Genomic DNA, 19,116 nt, shown 5'->3' on the forward strand with positions numbered 1-19,116 from the left:
CGCGTACAGCAGCAACCGCCAGATCGGCCACGGCTGGAACACCTACGACCGCATCATCGCAGCCGATGCGACCGGGGATGGTTTTACGGATCTGGTGGCGCTGAAGCCGGACGGCACGATGTGGCTGTACTCCAACAACTTCGTCCGCGACGACGGCACGCCATACAGCAGCAACCGCCAGATCGGCCACGGCTGGAACACCTACGACCGCATCATCCCCGCCGATGCCACCGGCGACGGATTCACCGACCTGGTGGCACTGAAGCCGGACGGCACAATGTGGCTGTACTCCAACAACTTCGTCCGCGACGACGGCATACCGTACAGCAGCAACCGCCAGATCGGCCACGGCTGGAACACCTTCAACCGCATCGTCGCCTGAGTGGGCGTCAAGAAGGGTTCCGAAAACGGAGGAGCCGTCGGAGCGGATGACCGGCGGATCCGCCACTGAACCGACCGGCATCAGGGCGAGTACAGCGGGGGCACGCACCCGGGCACCCGCTGTACTCGCCCTGCGGGTCGGCGATCGATCCCTCAGGTGTGACAGACAGGTGCATCGCCTGCCCGAGGCCCAAGAAAGGTTCCGCTCGAGCAGCCCGTTCTTCCGTCTCCGGCCCGCTGCCTTCCCTTGTCTCACCGTCGAGGGGCCGTTCACCCGCACCGCCTCGCGCTCCGGATCACCTTCGCGCCAAATCGAGCGGCCGAGTGGAGCCCTTCGCCCGCTCGGCCAGCACACTCATGGCCAGGGCGAACGGGGACCCCGTCGCGTTTCGGCCCCGCTTCCCGCGGCACGTTAGTTCGAGGATTCTCCTGATCATGCATCACCGCGGCCCCTCTTCACTCCTGACCCACAGGTGATGCACTGTGCGCACACAAGCGCGAAGACTTGTCACGGTCGTTCTGGCCCTGGCCCTGCTGGCAACAGCGGGGGCCGCCCCCTCCTGGGCGTCGTCCGGGGACCGGCCCCACTCCACAGTCACCGCGGCCGTCACACATGCGCAGGCCCGGACAGCCGCCGACCTGCCCAAGCCTCCCGAGGCCATGACACTGGCCGAGCGGCGCAAGCAGGTCGACGAGGACCGGCACGAACGGTCGCCGATGCGCGACTACATGGACGCGCCGGAGCGGAGGCCCAAGGGCGAGCCCCACAGCCGGCCGGACAAGAACCGCGTCGAACGCGGCCCCGCCGCCGAGTCGAAGGTGACTCTGCAGCCCCTCGCGGCGGCGGCCGAGAACCCGACCTGGGTGTCGTCCTGGGCCACCGCGTACCCGGGCATGCTGTCGATCGGCGGGCAGGTGAAGCTGCCCGAGCGGGGAGATGCGTACACCGGGATGTGGCTGTACGTCCTGGACGAGGGCGGCCGTCCCGTCGTCCAGCAGGAGATCAAGAAGTCCACGGACGACCCCAGCGGCGACACCCCGGACACCGGGGCCTGGTGCTACGACTGGTGGTCGAGCAACTCCTACCCCACCGACCAGTGTTTCTGGTGGGCCGGCAGCGCGCTGGGCGGAATCCTCGAGGACGGCGAGGAGTACTACGCCTGGGTCTTCCTCAACAGCGCCGACGGGACGTCGAGTCCGGGCGGGACCACCTCGCCGCTGGTGGAGGCGTTCTACACCCCGGTGATCCCCGGTGCGCAGGCGGGCATCTGCACCTGCTACGCGCAGGCGCACCGCGCCGACCCGGTCAACACGGCGACCGGCATGTTCTTCGAGCGACTCACCGACGCCTCGCTGGTGAGTCCCGGCGTGCCCCTGGTCCTGGAGCGCACCTACCGCTCCGATTCGAGCGCCGTCGGCCTGTTGGGGCGTGGCTGGGCGACGCCGTTCGACGCCGAGCTGACCGTGGCGACGGGGAAGGCGACCTACCGGACGGACGACGGGGCGTCGTTCGTCTTCACACAGAACGGTGACGGCACGTACGCCGCCCCGGCCGGGTCGGCGGCCGAACTGGTCAAGGGCACGAGCACCTACACGATCACCACGCCGGACCACACCAGGCGGACCTTCGACAGCAGCGGCCGGCTCACGTCCGTGGTCGGCGGAGCCGGCAAGGGGCTGAGCCTGACGTACGCGTCCGGCACGCTCGCCTCCGTCAAGGACGCCGCCGGCCGCACCACCACGTTCACACCCGGCGCCGGCGGACTGCTGTCCGAGGTGGGCCTGCCGGACGGCACTTCGGTCTCGTACGGCTACACCGGCGGTCTGCTGACCTCGGTGACCGATCCGGCCGGCCGGACGTCGTCGTACGCCTACGACGCGAACAAGCGGCTGTCCTCCTACACCGACCCGGCGGGCGGCAAGGTCACCAACGTCTACGACTCCGCGGGCCGCATCAAGTCCCAGACCGACCAGAACGGCAAGACCACCACGTTCACCTGGGACGGCAAGAGCGAGTCGCACACCACGGCACCGGACGGCGGCGTGTGGACCGACGTGTACGCCGGCAACGTCCTGATGGAGACGATCGACCCGTACGGCGAGAGCATCACCTACGACTACGACCGTCACCTGCGCCCCGTAGCCATCACCGACCAGCGCGGCAACACCACGGAGATGACGTACGACAGCGCCGGGCGGATGCTCACCCGCAGCGCCCCCTCGGCCCTCGGCTACACGGAGAGCTGGACCTACGACGACGCGGGCAACATCACCAGTCACACCGACGGCCGCAAGAACAAGACGACGTACACCTACGACGCGTCGAACCAGTTGACGTCCACCACGGACCCGCTGGGCGGCAGGACCGGCTACACGTACACCGCGCTCGGTTCGCTGGAGACCGTGACGCCCCCGCGCGGCAAGGTCACCACCTACGGCTACGACCCGGCAGGCAACCGGACGTCGGTCACCACGCCGCTGGGTGAGAAGACGACGTTCACCTACGACAAGGCCGGCCGGATCCTGACGAAGACGGACCCGCGCGGCAACGTCACCGGCGCCGACCCGGCCGACCACACCACGACGTACGCCTACGACGGCCGCGGTCTGCTCAGCTCGGCCACCGATCCGCTGGGCCGCACCACCACGTACGAGTACAACGGCGCCGAGCAGTTGACGTCGGCCAGGAACCCGGCGGGCGACACCACCACGTTCGCCTACGACGACGCCGGGCACCTGACCCGGACCACCGACCCGTCCGGCAACTCCGTCACCCGCACCTACGACGCGAGCGGACGCCTGGCCTCCGAGACCGACGCGACCGGCGGCAGGACCACCTACACCTACGACAAGGTGGGCCGCCTGCTGAGCAGCGTCTCGCCGCGCGGCAACGTCTCCGGCGCCGACCCGGCCGCCCACACCACGAGTTACGCCTACGACGCGGCCGGCAACACCATCGAGGTCACCGGCCCGACCGGCGCGTCCACCACCACGACCTACGACGCGGTCAACCGGCCTCTCGTGGTCACCGACCCGCTGGGCCACACCACCGGCTACGCCTACGACGCCAACGACAACGTCACCAGGGTCACCGACGCCGCGAGCAGGACGGTCGGCTCCGTCTACGACAAGAACGACCGGCTGACCAGCAGCACCGACCAGCTGGGCAGGACCACCTCCTACGCCTACGACGCCGACGGCAACCTGCTCAGCCGCACCTCCCCGCTCGGCCACAAGGAGAGCTGGACCTACGACGCCGACGGCCGCCGGGCCACCTCGGTGGACCCGCGCGGCAACGCCACCGGCGCCGACCCGGCCCGGTACACGACCACCTACGGCTACGACCCGGCGGGCAACCCGACCACGGTCACGGACCCGCTGGGCGGTGTGACCACCACCGCTTACGACGCCGTGAACAACGTCGTCCGGCGGACGGACGCCGACGAGCGCGCCACCGCCTACGGCTACGACAAGCTGGACCGGCTGACCGAGGTCACCGCTCCGGGCGGTGCGGTCACCACCTACGGCTACGACAAGTCCGGCAACGTCACCGAGCGCACCGACGCCAACGGGCACGTCACCACGTACGGCTACGACGCGGCCCGCCGCCTCACCTCGGTCACCGACCCGCTGGAGCGGGAGACCACCTACGCGTTCGACGCCGCAGGCCACCTCACCGAGAAGACCACGCCCCGCGGATCCACCGGCTACACCTACGACCCGCGCGGCCTGCTCACCGGGGTCGACTACTCCGACGCCACCCCCGACGCGACGTTCGGCTACGACGACGCCGGCCGCATGACGGCCCGCGCCAACTCCAGGATCTCCGAGGACTTCGTCTACGACGCGGTCGGCAACCTCACCAAGACCCGCGGCTTCGCCTACACCTACGACGCCGCCGGGCAGATGCTCACCCGCAAGTACTCCGACGGCAACACGATCACCTACACCTACGACGACGACGGCCGCACCGCCACCATGCTGGCCGACGGCAGGACCACCGCGTACACCTGGGACCCGGCCGGCAACCTCACCAGGTCCGCGCTGCCCAACACCGAGACCGAGGACCGCGCCTACGACCGGGCCGGCCGCCTCACCGCCGTCACCTCCGCCAAGGCCGGCAGCACGGTCACCAGGACCGCCCTCACCCTCTCCCCCGCGGGCCTGCCCACCCGCGTCGACGTCACCCGCGCGGGTGTCGGCACCGGCGGCTACGACCTGACCTACGACACCGCCGGACGCCTCGCCTCCGGCTGCTTCCCGCAGCCCTGGGTCACCGGCTGCGCCGCGAGCCGCACCACGTCCTACACCTACGACAAGGTCGGCAACCGCCTGACCTCCACCCTCGGCACCACCTCCACCGGCTACTCCTACGACGCGGCCGACCAGCTCACCTCCACCACCTCCGGCACCACGACCACCGTCTACGGCTACGACGCCGAAGGCAACCGGACCAGGAAGGGCGCCGACACCTACGCCTACGACCTGGCCGGGCAGATCTCCGCCGCCACCGTCGGCGGCAGCAGCTACACCTACGACCACGACGCCGACGGCAACCAGGTCGTCGCGGCCAAGGACGGCACGGTCACCAGCCGTACCCAGTGGGACCCCAACGCCCCGCTGCCGATCCTGGCCACCGAATACGACGGTGCCTGGACCGTCAAGCAGTCCTACCGCTACGACCCCCTCGGCCAGCCCACCGCCACCGAGACCGGTGCCGGGGCGCTCTTCTACTACCACCACGACACCCAGGGCTCACCGGTCGACGTCACCGGCAGCACCGGCACCCTCCACCAGCGCTGGGCCTACGACCCGTTCGGCACCCGTGTCCTGAACACCACCACCGGCGGCGCACCCGCGAGCACCCCGTCGTACACCGGCGCACGCTACGAGACCACCACCGGCAACCTCGACCTCCACGCCCGCCAGTACGACACCGCCACCGGCCGCTTCACCCGGCCCGACCCGGCCACCCGCGCCCGGACGACCCCGTACATCTCCCCCTACGCCTACGCCGACAACGTCCCCACCCTCCTGACCGACCCCAGCGGTCTGACCCCCGACGACCCGGACAGCGACCGCGTCGACAGCCTCGGTGAGGCAGCGGGCATCTTCGGGGACGCGTTCGTCGACGTCTTCAAGTCGCCCTTCGTCCTCGCCGGGGACCTGCACGACGCGTTCACCGGCGAGAACGGCGGCGCCGGCGCCTTCGTCGACAAGTACCTCCCCGTCCGCCCCGCCTACCGCCTCTACCGCGCCGAGTACATGCTCCGCCAGCAGGGCTGCGACGCCCTCGCCGACCTGTACGCCGAAGCCGCCGAGGAACTCACCCAGCAGGTCGCCCTCGTGGGGATCGGCGGCCTCACCGGGTGGCGGCGGGCGGCCGTGGCGCCCGAGGTGCGTGGACACGACATCCCCACGCACGGCAGGGGTGTCGGCCCGGCCGCCGAGCGACTCCCCGGTGGACGCCCTGACGGCCAAGCCGTCATCGCAGGTCACGGCTGGTACGTCCGTGGCACCGGCGACATGCAGATGCCGAGCGGCACCTGGGGCTACTTCTACGTGGAGGACGGCATCGGTCTTCGCCAGTCCGTCGGGCTCGCGGTCGAACAGGGAAAGAAAATCAAGCCCACGGAGATCGTCGGTCCCGGTAAGACGCTTCCCGACTACACCGTGGCTCCGGGCCACGACCTCAGGATGATGAACGGCTCGATCACGGTGAGCAAGGACACGCTGCTCAGTGAGATCCTCAAACCCAACATGGGCCCGGTACACCTGGCGATCTGCCGGAAGCACTGCGACCCCCGTCGTTGAGGAGCGACGCATGACCTACTATCCCGACCTGACCCGTTACTCCTACGACGAGTCGGACCAGGAGATGCTCAACGTCGGCTGGCTGGCGCCGGAGCACGACTACCGCACAGGAGTCGTGGACGAGCGCGTGGTGGACGCGTTGAAGGTCCTCAGCGCCGCCTACGACAACCAGATGCGCGGCATCCACCACTGTGAGTTCTGCGACGTCGACCGCCCCGTCGTCCTCGGCGGCCCCGCCATGGACACCGAGGTGTGGCTCGGATCGGCGGAGATCCGGGTGCGGGGAGCCGACGGCACGCTCTACGCGGCGCCGAACCTGGTGATCCACTACATGACGGAGCACCATTACTGCCCACCCGAGGAGTTCTGCCGCGCGGCAACGCGGACGGCGGGGATCGAAACGGCTGGAGAACTGACCCTGGCCGATTGATCCGCGTCGGATCGTGGCCTCCGGCACCTGCGGGAAGGCCACGATCCGACGGCGTCCCGCCGTGTGACGCAGGGGGTCTTCGCGGTTGGGCGCACGGGTCCTGCTCCCGCGAGTGCGCCGTAGGCCGTGAAGACGGGTCCGTGCCGGCGTGCGGGGACCTCCTGGCGGTCCATCGGCCGACGGCTGCGAGGAAGCGGTGGGAACGGACCGCGGTGAGAGCGGGAAGGCAGGTGTCGCGGCCCGAGCCGCGGGGGCCCTCAGGGCGTGCGGAACCCTCGGAAGGTCACCTGTTCGCGGGTTGCGAAGCCGAGCCGCGTGTACAGGTCGATCGCGCCGGTGTTCGTCTCGGCCACGTGCAGGAAGGGACGTTCGTCGCGGGCCGTGATCCGCGCGGCGAGCGCGCGGACGAGACGCGCCGCATGACCCCGCCCGCGCGCCTCGGGAGCGGTGCAGACGGCGCTGATCTCGGTCCAGCCCGGAGGCCGCAGCCGCTCCCCCGCCATCGCCACCAGCGTGCCGTTGTCACGGACGCCGAGGTAGGTGCCGAGTTCGCGGGTGCGCGGCCAGAACGGTCCCGGCCGTGTCCGCGCCACCAGGTCGAGCATCTCGGGCACGTCGTCCGCGGTGAGCTCGACCACTTCGGTGCCGGGCCGGACAGGAGGGTGATCGGGCCGGCCCTCACCGCGCCAGATCATTTGACGGCCCTCGAGCCGGAAAACCGGTTCCCAGCCGGACGGCGGAGTGGCCGGGCAGCTGAACATGTCGGCGAGTTCGCCCGGACCGAGCAACTCGGCCAGGTCGTCCCACTCCGACGCGTCCGCGTCGGCGGGCACCACGGAGAAGGTCGTCACCTCCGGCAGGTAGGTGACCGCCCGGCCGAGTCGCCGGGCGAAACGTGCGTGAGGGCCACGAAGTGACCGGCCCACCGGGTCGTCGAGCGCCGAAGTGCCGTGAGTCATCGTGGTGTCGCACCTTCCGGGGTGTGTTCCAGAACCAGGCACCACGGCACTCGGCGGCAGGGGCACCCGGCTTCCGCGGCGCAGCGGGCCCTTGCCGACCCGACCGTCTCCCGTGGGCCGGTGAGGCTTGCGATCATAAGCTCGTCTCTCGCGGGAGACACGAGGCGGGTGCGACGGCACCCACGCCGGACGCCGCCGTCACACGCCTGGCACCGAGATCACGGACTACGGCTGGAGCACCAGGCGCCTCAAGGATCACGGGAAGCGGCGCGGTTCACGTATCGGCCCAGCTCAGGGCACTCACCCATACGACAGGAGAGCCCTCACTTTGTCTAGACCTTTTTTGTCTAGACCTCTTGCCCCGCCCGTGATCCGCGGGCTACGTTTCGCGCTGTTCGGAGTCCTTCACGTTTCCTCCAATTCCCTTGATGGGCAAGGCTGGAAGGAGCATGTCCGCATGCAGGACCGGAGTCTGTCCAGACGAACCGTGCTCGCCTCCGCGACCGTGGTCGCCGCGAGCGCGACGGGCGTCGTGGGCGTGGCGGCCACCCCCGCGGTCGCGCACGGACGCGACCACCGCCTCAAGAGGATCATCTCCAGGATGAGCGTCGAGGCGAAGGTCGGCCAGTTGTTCGTGCCGTACTTCTACGGTACGTCGGCGACCTCTCCCAGCCAGTTCGACCAGGACCGCAACCTCAGGGAACTCGGCGTCCGCACCGTGGCCGAGCTCATCGCCAAGTACCACCTCGGCGGTGTCATCTACTTCCACGGCTGGACGAACAACATCCAGGACCCCCGCCAGATCGCGGACTTGACGAACGGTGTGCAGCGGGCCTCGCTCGCCCTGCCCACCCCCGTCCCGTCCCTGATCTCCATCGACCAGGAGCACGGGGTCAACGTCCGCATCGGCAGCGGCGCCACCCAGCTGCCGGGCGCGATGGCGCTCGGCGCGGGCCGCTCGCTCTCCGACGCGCGCACCGCCGGACGGATCTCGGGCACCGAACTCGCCGCCCTGGGCATCCATCAGAACTTCGCCCCGGTCGCCGACGTCAACGTCAACCCGGCCAACCCCATCATCAACGTCCGTTCCTTCGGCGCCGACGCCCGCGAGGTCGGCCGCATGGTGGCGGCCCAGGTGACGGGTTATCAGCACGCCGGCGTCGTGGCCTGTGCCAAGCACTTCCCGGGCCACGGGGACACCGGACAGGACAGCCACACCGGGCTGCCCGTGATCACCCACACCCGTGAGGAGTGGGAGCGCATCGACGCCCCGCCCTTCAGGGCCGCGATCGCAGCCGGCGTCGACTCGATCATGACCGCGCACCTCCAGGTCCCCGCGCTCGACCCCAGCAACGAACCGGCCACCCTGTCGCCCGCGATCCTCCAGGGCGTACTGCGCGGCGAACTCGGCTTCGACGGCGTGATCGTCACCGACGCCCTCAACATGCAGGGCGTGCGCACCAAGTACGGCGACGACCGCGTGCCCGTCCTCGCCCTCAAGGCCGGCGCCGACCAACTGCTGTTCCCGCCGAACATCGACGTCGCCTACAACGGCGTCCTGGCCGCCGTCCGCAGCGGAGAGATCACCGAGGACCGGCTCGACGAGTCGGTCCTGCGCATCCTGCGGCTCAAGGACAAGGTCGGCCTGCTCAGCGGCAGCCCTTACGTCTCCCGGAGGGAGGTCGACCGGGTCGTCGGCGCCCGCGGGCACCGGCGCGCCGCCGCCCGGATCGCCGAGCGCACCACCACCCTGCTGGTCAACGAGGACGAGGCGCTCCCGCTGCGCCACGGGCAGCGGAAGCTGCTCGTGGTCGGCGCCAGCCCGGCCTTCCCGACCGACGACACCCGTACCACGGTGCCCGAGCTGGCCAAGGCGTTCGACGAACTGGGCTACAGCACCACCCACCTCGCCACCGGCCGGGCGCCCGACGCGGCGAAGATCGAGGAGGCCGTGGCCGCCGCACGGGGACGGGACGCGGTGGTGGTCACCACCGACAACGTCGGCGCCACCAGCGCCCAGCGCACCCTGGTGTCCCGGCTGCTCGCGACGGGCGTCCCCGTCGTCCACCTCGCGGTGCGCAACCCCTACGACATCGCCCACCTCGGCGACGTCCCGGCCTCGCTGGTCTCCTACTGCTGGACCGAGGTCGAACTGCGCGCCGCCGCCCGGGTGATCGCCGGCCGGGTCGAGCCGCGCGGCAAGCTGCCCGTGCCCGTCCAGCGGGCCGACGACCCGGCCGAGGTCCTCTTCCCCTCCGGGCACGGCCTGTCGTACGACGACTGACGCCCGCTTCCCCACACGGCCTTCGGCCCCGGTGCCCGCTCCCGTCGAGGGGGAGCACCGGGGCCGAGAGCGTCACCCGCCGCTGAATCCGCCGCCCCGTCGCCGCCACAGCCGGGTCCGGGTCCGACGCCGGTGTGGGGAGACGTCTCAGGTGGATACGCCGGACTCGGTCTCGGACGTCCTGCACGTCTTGGCCCACATGTGCGTGATACGCCGTGGACCGCGCATCGTCCTGATCACACGAGAGAAGGACGGCTGGGAAGCGGTCCTGGACAACGGCACGCGAACCACGGGGCCTGCGCGGTGACCGCCGTGACCGACGGACCCCCGGGGCGGGCTTCCGCTCACGTCGCGGAAGGACTTCGGCGTTCGGACCAACTTTCCACAAGAGCGCGGTAGTCGGCGAAACGGGGGCCGGGGACCGTGTCCTGGACCGGCTGACCGTTCAGCCAGCATATTCGGAAGGTGTCGCTCTCGGTGTCGAGCAGACAGCACACTCCGCCGCCGGCGGCGGTGAGGTCGGTGAACACGGTTCTGACGCTCGCGGATCGCTCGAACAGCCTGCTCATCCCCGACGTGGCCGCCATGAAGTCCAGCGACGCGAAGCGCGGGTGGCGCTCGGGCGCGAACCGCACCGTGAGGTAGATGTACCCGATCTGCACTCTCCCGAGCTCGTCGGGTTCGGCGTCACCGTCGTAGAACTCGCGCACCGCTTCGTCGACGCCGAACATGATCGAGGTGTCGAGTTCGAGGCTGCCGCTCGTGGTGCAGTCCACCGGTTCGCTCTTGAAACGGGAGGTGAACGGGACGACGACCCGGTCACCGCCGGGCATGGTGACCGTGAGCGGTGGCACTCGACGGGTCGGCGGCGCCAGTTCGGTGAGCTCGTGCAGCACCCTGGTGACGTTCTGGGCAGGCACAAAGATCTGGTAGCTGTAGTCAAGCCCCATACGCATCATCCTTCTCCGTCGGACCGGGACTTCCCCCGACATGCCCGTACGTGGTCGGGGCCTGCGCATTCTCTCGGGGGCATGCGGGCTCCGGCGAGCGGTTTTCCCTGCCGGCGCTCGGTCGGAGCCGTTCACGTCCTGGTGCGGCGGGCTCGGGCAGGGCGCGGAAGAGGAGCCAGCTCAGGGCGATCAGGGGAGTCAGAGCCGTCCGCAGGGAGGTGGCGTCGGCCAGGCGTCCCAGCAGGGGGCTGATCAGGCCGCCGACGCTGACGGTGAGGCCGAGGGTCACGCCGGCGGCGGTGCCGACCCGGGAGGGCAGGTAGTCCTGGCCGAGGGTGACCTGGAGGGAGAAGGGGACGTACAGGCCGACGGAGGTGAGGGCCACGAAGAGGAACACGGCCGGGCCGGGCACGTGGATCACTCCGGTGACGGCGGCGATCGAGAGCAGGTAGGACCACCGCGAGACGCGCACCCGGTCGTAGCGGTCGGCCAAGAAGCCGCCCAGCACCGAGCCGACGGCCCCGCCCAGGAACAGCAGGAACAGGGCCACGGTTCCGGCAGCCGCGCCGCCCTGCGTGCGCTGCTGCGCGTAGAGCGAGATGAAGGTGCTCAGGCCGACGAAGACGACGGAACGGAACACGACCGCCAGGGACAGCTTCACGAACGAGGCCACGTCGTCGGTGCCCTCGGCCGATGCCGTCCCGGAGGCGTCGGACGCTCGCCGGCCGAGCATCCGGAGCGTCGGCACGCACAGGGCGGCGCCGACGAGCGCGGGCAGAACCAGCAACGGGGTCCGGCTCAGCGAGCCGTGACCGATGACGGCCGAGACCATGATCGGTGCCAGGGCGAAGCCGAGGTTGCCGCCCAGGGAGAACCAGCTCATGGCGCTGTGACTGCCCCGGCCGGCACGTCTTGCGACGCGGGCGGACTCGGGGTGGTAGGCGGCCACACCGATCCCCGAGATCGCGACGAACGTCAGTGTGAGCCCGTACGAGCCGCTCAGGCCGCTCAGCGCGATGCCCACGCCACCCAGCAGCGTGCCGGCCGGCAGCAGCCACGGCATCGCCCACCGGTCGGTCAGCACGCCGAAGACCGGCTGGGCGACCGACGACAGCAGCGAAGCCGCCAGCACGATGCCGGAAGCGGCGGCGTAGCCGTAGTCGCGTTCGGCCACGAAGAACGGGATCAGCGCCGCCACGGCGCCCTGGTAGACGTCGACGCAGGCGTGCCCCACGGCCAGCAGACAGATCGATGTGTTCCTTCGCACCTCCCCATGCTGGGCGGCCCGGCCGGCGTCCCGCTTTCGATAAATTGCCAAGTGATGCAGAAAGTCCGCCACACACCCGTCGCGCCGACCCGGACCCAACGTCTCGCCTCCGGGGGCGAGATCGACGCCCACCGCCATGACGACCACCAGATCGTCTACGCCGGCCGGGGCACGGTCTCCGTCACCACCGACGCCGGTTCATGGGTCGCTCCCGCCACCCGGGCGCTCTGGATCCCGGCGGGCACCGTCCACCGTCACCAGGCCCACGGCGAACTCGACCTCCACCTCGTCGGCCTGCCCGCCGCGGTGAATCCCCTCGGTCTCGACGAGCCGGCCGTCCTCGCCGTCGGTCCCCTCCTCCGCGAACTCATCGTCGCCTACACGCTCACCCCCGAGGACGACAGCCCACCCCACCTGCGCCTGCGCGCCGTCATGCTCGACCGGTTGAAGGCAGCTCCCGAACAGCCGCTGCGTCTGCCCGCCCCGACCACCCCTCTGCTCCGGGAACTGCACGACATCCTGCGCGCCGACCCGGCGGACAACCGCTCGCTCGACGAACTCGGCCGGCAGATCGGCGCCGGCGCCCGCACGCTCTCGCGTCACCTCCGCGACGACCTCGGCCTCACCTACCCCCAGTGGCGCACTCAGATCAGGCTCCACCACGCGCTGGTCCTCCTGGCCGACAACACCCCCGTCACCACGGTCGCCCACCGGTGCGGCTGGTCGTCCGCCAGCACCTTCATCAGCGTCTTCCGCCGCACCTTCGGCCACACCCCCGGCTCCGTCCCCACCGACGGAAACTTCTCGGACCGATCCCGGCCAAACAGCGGTTCCCTGACGCAAGCGTTCGATCATTAGGGGTCACCCCCGGAAACCCGTTCCCCCGGACCGGTGACACCTGCCTACGGTGCCACCGCGGCCCGGGCGGCAACCACCGCCCCGTCGAGGCCGACGCAACCCGTGGAACAACAGATGAGGGAGACGTCCATGGCAACTGTCGAAGTGTCGCTGAAGGACATCATGACCGCCGTCGAAGGGTCGCTCGGAGCGGCCGTCGTCGACTACTCCAGCGGCATGGCCCTGGGGACGCTGGGCGGGGGCAAGGACCTGGATCTCACCGTCGCGGCCGCCGGCAACACGGATGTCATCCGGGCCAAGCTGCGCACCATGGAACTGCTGGGCCTGACCGGCCAGATCGAGGACATCCTCATCACGCTCGAGAGCCAGTACCACGTCATCCGGCCGGTCAGCGGGCGGAACGGCAGCGGGCTGTTCCTGTACCTCGTGCTCGACAAGTCCCGGTCGAACCTGGCGATGGCCCGCCACCAGCTCAAGCGGATCGAAGAACAGCTGGAGGTGTGAACGACCCGGGAACCGGGCCGACGCGCGCCCATGATGTGAAGACTTCTTCAAGTCACCACATCAACATGGTCCCAATCCGTGGATGCGCGTCACGCCGAGCGAGAAGGATCGGCTCCGAAGGACAGCACACGGTGCGGCGGCGCGTCCGTGAGGGCGCCGCCGCACCGTGGAGAACATCCCCGATGCGGCAGGGAGTGCGCGCCCATGCAAGTCCCCCTCTACCAGGCCAAGGCGGAGTTCTTCCGCATGCTGGGGCACCCTGTGCGCATCAGGGTCCTGGAACTGCTGCAGCACGGACCCGTGCCGGTGCGGGACCTGCTCGCCGACATCGACATCGAGCCGTCCAGCCTCTCGCAGCAGCTCGCCGTGCTCAGGAGGTCCGGCATCGTCGTCTCGGTGCGGGAGGGCTCCACCGTCCGGTACGCCCTCGCCGGCGGCGACGTCGCCGAACTCCTCCGCGCGGCCCGCCGGATCCTCACCGAACTGCTGGCCGGCCAGAGCGAGCTCCTGGCCGAACTCCGGCAGACCGACGCGCCCGTGGCGTCGGTCCCCACGAGCAGGCGGGGCTGAGAAGGCCGCCGGACCCGTCGCCCCGCCCGTGTTCCGTCACAGCTCGGCCGGTGCGTCCAGACCGGTCAGGGCGCCCACGGGATCCGGGTCGGGGGTGCCGCGGGGCCACCAGTCGTCGTGGTCCGGCTCGGACTCGTAGGCGTACCACAGGTGGTCGCGGCCGAGGCGGAGCTGGACGTGGCCCCGTGGGTGGGTGAGGCGATTGCGCCAGGGGCGGAAGGCGGGGAGGTCTGCGGCGAGGAGGAGCGGGCGAGCGCGGTCGAAGCGGCCGGCCGGCGGGTCCCAGGGCTCCTCGAGGACGGCGAGACCCGTCGGGCCGCCCTGGCGCCAGGCGGCGACCGCACGCGCCAGCTCGGCGGGGGTGCGGCCGGCGGCTCCGGCGAGGGAGGAGTACAGCGCGCGCGTCGCCGCGGTCAGGCCGGAGCCGGGGCGGGCGGCGGCGAGCCGCACCGCGTCCTGCCAGAGGGTGAGCCGGCCGACCGGGTCGCGGCCGGCGGTGAGCAGGGCGTGCGCGCGGGCGGCGGCGTCGGTGGCCAGCTGGTCCAGCGCGAACGGGTCGGGACCGCCCGGGGCCGCGGGATACACGGGCGGCTGCTCCGGATGCGGCGGCGGGGGCAACGGGGCCGGGAGCGGGGGGAGTCCGCGGTCGCTTCGGGCGAGGGCATCGGCTGCCCGGATGCCGGGCGGGGGTTCCGGTTCCTTCCCCTGGGCGGCGCGGGCCGCGCGGGTGGCGCTGAGCCGGGACAGCGCGTCGATCACCTGACGCTCACCGCGTCCGCGCAGCAGGAGCAGGACGAACGGGTCGGCGTCGAGCAGCCGGGCCGTCTGGTAGCACAGGGCCGCGGCGTGCTTGCAGGGATGGCCGGAGTCGGGGCAGCTGCACTGCGGGGTGAGGTCGCCGGGGCCGGGCAGCAGCGCTGCTCCGCAGTCGGCGAGGGACTGGGGCATCTCCTTGTCCAGCAGCGCCGCGATATGGCCGGGGCGGTCGGCGGCGGCGTCCAGGAACCGCTCCCAGTCGGCGTCCGTGAACGTCCGCAACCGCACCTGCACGCGGTACGGCCGCGGGCGGCTGCCCTGCACATACGCGAGGACCAGTCCCGGCGTGACGGTGATGGCGTCCACATGGCCCCGCTCCGCGTACCCGCGTCCGCGGGCGAGTCGGGCGGCGTCCAGCGCGCCCTCCTCCAGCGCCGCGACCCATGCGTCACCCCACCAGCTCTCGGCGAAGCCCTCCCTGTCCGAGGCGCGGGGCGGGAACGCCGGGAAGGTACGGCGCAGGTCGCCGTCGCGGGCGGGGGCGGCCATGGAGCGGCGGGTGGCGGGTGCGGGCGGCGCGGTGTCCCCCGGCGGGCCGGGGGGAGCCGAAGCGCCGCTGCGGGAGCGCGCGCCGCCGGGTGACGCCGGAGTATCGAGGGAAACCGAAGAACCGCTGCGGGAACGCGAGTTGCCGGGTGGCGTCAGGGGGCCGCCCGGGTCGGGGGTGTCGTCGGTCTCCGCATCCGGTGCGGGCATGCGGAAGACGTCCGTGAGCGCCTCCCGTACCTCGCGGGCCCGGGCGTCGGCGGCGCGGTCGCCGCGGGTCGTGCGCGGGACGCGGGGTGACGGGGCGCGCCGTTCACGGGGTTCGGCGCCCGCCGTACGGCCGTCCGGTGCCGGACGCGTCCGCGTCGCTTCCCCGCGCGCGGAGCGCAGCGCCTCCCGCGCGACGTCCCCGGGGCGCGGGACCGCGCGGTGTCCGGTGCCGACGCCGGCCACGGCCGCCGGGTCCCCGGACGGCGTCCCGGCGGTGGGCGGCCCGTCGCCGTGGGGCCGCCCTTCACGGGGTGCCCCGTCCTCCGCGGGAGGGTGCGCCGCCGGTGCGCCGCCGTCCTCACGGTCCGGGTCCGCCACGTCGGCGGGCTCCGCCGTACCGCGCCGGGCCCGCACCGCCTGCCGCAGCGCCTCGCGGGCCACGTCGCCGGGGCGGTGTTCCCGGGTTTCGGGCCGAGCGGGCCGACGGGAGCGGTCGGGCTGTCCGGCGGTCGGGGCCGGGACTGCCGGCTGGCCGGGAGTGGGCCGGTGTTCCGGGGTGGCCGTGGCCGTCGGCTCGCGGGTCGCCCGTGCGCGGGCCGCGCGCAGGGCCTCGCGGGCCTCGTCGGAGGGTCGGGGGGTCATGCCGGCCTCCGCAGGGACACCAGGTCGGACAGGTCGCGGTCGGACAGCTCCGTGAGGGCCGCCTCGCCGGAGCCGAGGATCGCGTCGGCGAGGGCGCGCTTGGACTCCAGCATCTCGGCGATACGGTCCTCGACCGTGCCCTCGGTGACCAGGCGGTGCACCTGGACGGGCTGGGTCTGGCCGATGCGGTACGCGCGGTCGGTGGCCTGTTCCTCCACCGCGGGGTTCCACCAGCGGTCGAAGTGGACGACGTGGCCCGCGCGGGTGAGGTTGAGGCCGGTGCCGGCGGCCTTGAGGGAGAGCACCAGGACCGGGGTCGCGCCGCTCTGGAAGCGGTCCACCATGTGCTCCCGCTCCGTCACCGGCGTACCGCCGTGGAGGAGTTCGACGGGGACCGCGCGCTCGGCGAGGTGCGCGGTGATCAGGCGGGCCATCCCGACGTACTGCGTGAAGACCAGGGCGGAGCCGTCCTCGGCGAGCAGGGTGTCCAGCAGCTCGTCCAGCAGGGCCAGTTTGCCGGAGCGGGCCACGAGCCGGTCGCCTCCGGCGCGCTCGTGCTCCTCCTTCAGATAGAGCGCCGGGTGGTCGCAGATCTGCTTGAGCGAGGTCAGCAGCTTCAGCACCAGTCCGCGCCGGCCCATGCCCTGCGCGGTCTCGATGGCGTGCATCGACTCCCGCACCACCGCCTCGTACAGCGCGGCCTGTTCGCGGGTGAGCGGTACGGGGTGGTCCGTCTCGGTCTTGGGCGGCAGTTCGGGGACGATGCCGGGGTCGGACTTCCTGCGCCGCAGCAGGAAGGGGCGGACCAGGCGGGCGAGGCGCTCGACGGCCTCCTCGTCCTCGCCGGTCTCCACCGCGCGCGCGTGCCGGGCGCGGAAGGACTTCAGCGGGCCGAGGAGTCCGGGGGTCGTCCAGTCGAGGAGGGCCCACAGCTCGGAGAGGTTGTTCTCCACGGGGGTGCCGGTGAGCGCCACCCGCGCGGGGGCCGGGATCGTGCGCAGTGCCTTGGCGGTCGCGGAGTGGGGGTTCTTGACGTGCTGTGCCTCGTCGGCGACGACCATGCCCCACGCCCGCCCGGCCAGCTCCGGCGCGGCGGAGCGCATGGTGCCGTAGGTGGTGAGGACGAAGCCGCCGTCGAGGCCGTCCAGGGTGCGGTCGGGGCCGTGGAAGCGGCGCACGGGGACGCCGGGCGCGAACCGGGTGATCTCCCGCTGCCAGTTGCCGAGCAGCGAGGCCGGGCAGACCACCAGGGTCGGTTCGGTGCGGGCCCGCTTCAGGTGCAGCGCGATGAGGGTGACGGTCTTGCCCAGGCCCATGTCGTCGGCGAGGCAGCCGCCGAGGCCGAGTGAGGTCATGAGGTCCAGCCAGGCCAGGCCCCGTAGCTGGTAGTCGCGCAGGGTGGCGGCGAGGCCGGGCGGCGGCTCGGCGGGCCGTACCCCGGCGGTCAGGCGGTCGCGGAGGGCGGCGAGGGCGCCGGCCGGCACCGCCTCGACCGTCTCCCCGTCGACCTCCGCGTGGCCGGTGAGGGCGACGGCCAGCGCGTCGACCGGGTCGAGCAGCCCCAGATCCCGTTTGCGGGCCTTGCGGACGAGGGCGGGGTCGACCAGCACCCACTGGTCGCGCAGCCGTACGACGGGACGGTGGGCCTCGGCCAGGGTGTCCATCTCGGCCTCGGTGAGCGGGTCGCCGCCGAGGGCGAGCTGCCAGCCGAACCGCAGCAGGTCCCCGCTCTCGAAGAAGCCGGTGCCGTCCTTCGCCGAGCCGGGGGCGGGGCGGACCACCGCCGTGACGGTCAGGTCCTGGGCGAGGTCCCGGGGCCAGTGCACGGCGACGCCAGCGGCGGCGAGCCGGGTGGCCGCCATGCCCAGCAGATCGTTCAGCTCCTCCTCGGTCAGGGCCAGCACATCGGGCGCGTCCTGGTCGGAGAGCCGGTCCAGCGGCGGCCAGACCCGGGCCGCGCGGCGCACCGCGAGGGCGGCGTCCACCCGCGCGCGGGGGCCGAAGGCGCTGTCCGCCGCGCCCGCCCACAGGGCCGCCGCGTCGGCCACCAGGGTCGGGTCGGCGAGGCTGTGCACCTGGACGATCGCGGCGCCCGCGCTCCGCGCGGCGCTCCCGTCCTCGCCGGCTCCCTCACCGGTGTCGAAGAGGTCGTAGGCGGACAGGTCGAGGCGGAGCGAGATCCGTACGCCGGCGTCCATGCCGGCGGCGACCTCGGCGGCCCAGTCGTGGGCGTCGGGCAGCCGCTGCGCCTTCCGCGCGGCGAACGGCAGTCCCGAGGCGTACGGCGCGGCCGGGGTGCGGGGCAGGGTGTCGGCGACCGCGTCCAGGAAGGCGCGCACCAGTGCCTCCGGCCGGGGCAGCCGGAGGGGGCCGGGGCCGGGCAGCGGGACGGCGTGGCCCTCGTGGGGCAGGGCGGCGGCCACCGCGCGCAGGTGCGCCACGTCGTCGGGGTCGAGCGGGCCGGCGCGCCAGGCGTCATGGCCGGTGGCGGTCAGGCCGGGCAGCAGCCGGCCGCGGGCGGTGAGCCGCAGGGCGTGCAGGGCGGCGGCGCCCCAGCAGGCGGTGGCGGGGTGGGCCGCGGGGTCGTGCCGGGCGCGGACCAGCAGCGGCAGGGCCTCGTCGACGGGGAGGGAGAGCGCCGGGGTGGTCCGCCGCCGCACTCCCGTGCCGTGCGGGCGGACGACGGTGAGGTCGGTGCGCGACGCGGGCGCGGAGGCGTCGGGCGGTCCGGGCAGGCCTTCGCCGTCGGGGCCGCCCTCGGGGTCGTAGAAGGCGACGCGTCCCTCGCGCGGGAGGGGTGCCGGGAGGAAGACGGCCGCGAGCCGGACGGGGACGTCCGTCCCGCCCTCGCCGCCGGTCCCGGCGGTGCCCCGCCCGGCCGTCACGGTCCGCTCGCTCATACGTCCTGCCACCTCCCGCCCGCCTGTCGGATCAGTCGTCCCCGA

Annotated in this window: 12 protein-coding genes; 7 read left to right on the forward strand and 5 right to left on the reverse strand. The window is 72.3% G+C overall.

Going from position 1 to position 19,116, the window contains the following annotated elements; genetic code table 11:
• The 3 genes from ACZ62B_RS17510 to ACZ62B_RS17520 all read left to right on the forward strand — a co-directional run.
• Positions 1-382 (forward strand): FG-GAP-like repeat-containing protein (locus tag ACZ62B_RS17510; protein ID WP_469690953.1); only part of this gene is annotated, 382 nt, incomplete at its 5' end.
• 659 nt (positions 383-1,041) lie between these two features.
• Positions 1,042-6,195, forward strand: coding sequence for a DUF6531 domain-containing protein (locus ACZ62B_RS17515; RefSeq protein ID WP_469690991.1), 5,154 nt, complete (start codon positions 1,042-1,044; stop codon positions 6,193-6,195).
• Between the two features lie 10 nt (positions 6,196-6,205).
• Positions 6,206-6,625, forward strand: a complete 420-nt coding sequence (locus ACZ62B_RS17520; protein ID WP_344566081.1) for a DUF7919 family protein — start codon at positions 6,206-6,208, stop codon at positions 6,623-6,625.
• A 257-nt stretch (positions 6,626-6,882) separates the two neighbouring features.
• Here the strand turns inward: ACZ62B_RS17520 and ACZ62B_RS17525 are convergent, their stop codons facing one another.
• Positions 6,883-7,584, reverse strand: a complete 702-nt coding sequence (locus ACZ62B_RS17525; RefSeq protein WP_469690955.1) for a GNAT family N-acetyltransferase — start codon at positions 7,582-7,584, stop codon at positions 6,883-6,885.
• A 457-nt stretch (positions 7,585-8,041) separates the two neighbouring features.
• Here ACZ62B_RS17525 and ACZ62B_RS17530 point away from each other — a divergent pair, with 457 nt between their 5' ends.
• Complete coding sequence (locus ACZ62B_RS17530; RefSeq protein WP_344566085.1) at positions 8,042-9,868, forward strand: glycoside hydrolase family 3 protein; 1,827 nt, start codon at positions 8,042-8,044, stop codon at positions 9,866-9,868.
• A 344-nt stretch (positions 9,869-10,212) separates the two neighbouring features.
• On the opposite strand, the gene ACZ62B_RS17535 is transcribed toward ACZ62B_RS17530, so the two are convergent.
• Both ACZ62B_RS17535 and ACZ62B_RS17540 read right to left on the reverse strand, forming a co-directional pair.
• Positions 10,213-10,818: a hypothetical protein gene (locus tag ACZ62B_RS17535; RefSeq protein ID WP_344566087.1), complete on the reverse strand. Its 606-nt coding sequence runs from the start codon at positions 10,816-10,818 to the stop codon at positions 10,213-10,215.
• The gene (locus ACZ62B_RS17540; RefSeq protein ID WP_469690958.1) at positions 10,808-12,085 is read right to left on the reverse strand and encodes an MFS transporter; all 1,278 of its coding nucleotides are present in this window, start codon (positions 12,083-12,085) and stop codon (positions 10,808-10,810) included. The genes ACZ62B_RS17535 and ACZ62B_RS17540 overlap by 11 nt, the downstream gene beginning before the upstream one ends.
• A 54-nt stretch (positions 12,086-12,139) precedes the next feature.
• Here ACZ62B_RS17540 and ACZ62B_RS17545 point away from each other — a divergent pair, with 54 nt between their 5' ends.
• From ACZ62B_RS17545 to ACZ62B_RS17555, 3 genes are all read left to right on the forward strand, one after another.
• Complete coding sequence (locus ACZ62B_RS17545) at positions 12,140-12,943, forward strand: AraC family transcriptional regulator (protein WP_344566089.1); 804 nt, start codon at positions 12,140-12,142, stop codon at positions 12,941-12,943.
• A 129-nt stretch (positions 12,944-13,072) separates the two neighbouring features.
• Positions 13,073-13,447 (forward strand): roadblock/LC7 domain-containing protein, encoded by a 375-nt coding sequence (locus ACZ62B_RS17550; protein WP_344566091.1) that lies wholly within the window; start codon positions 13,073-13,075, stop codon positions 13,445-13,447.
• A gap of 204 nt (positions 13,448-13,651) precedes the next feature.
• A complete protein-coding gene (locus ACZ62B_RS17555) occupies positions 13,652-14,017 on the forward strand; it encodes an ArsR/SmtB family transcription factor (RefSeq protein ID WP_085571271.1) in 366 nt (121 codons plus the stop codon).
• 36 nt (positions 14,018-14,053) lie between these two features.
• Here the strand turns inward: ACZ62B_RS17555 and ACZ62B_RS17560 are convergent, their stop codons facing one another.
• Together ACZ62B_RS17560 and ACZ62B_RS17565 are read right to left on the reverse strand one after the other, a co-directional pair.
• Positions 14,054-16,171: an SWIM zinc finger family protein gene (locus ACZ62B_RS17560; RefSeq protein ID WP_469690962.1), complete on the reverse strand. Its 2,118-nt coding sequence runs from the start codon at positions 16,169-16,171 to the stop codon at positions 14,054-14,056.
• A complete protein-coding gene (locus ACZ62B_RS17565; RefSeq protein WP_469690964.1) occupies positions 16,168-19,071 on the reverse strand; it encodes a DEAD/DEAH box helicase in 2,904 nt (967 codons plus the stop codon). The genes ACZ62B_RS17560 and ACZ62B_RS17565 overlap by 4 nt, the downstream gene beginning before the upstream one ends.
• Between the last annotated feature and the right edge of the window lie 45 nt (positions 19,072-19,116).

Source organism: Streptomyces sp. NPDC053426 (assembly GCF_055585405.1).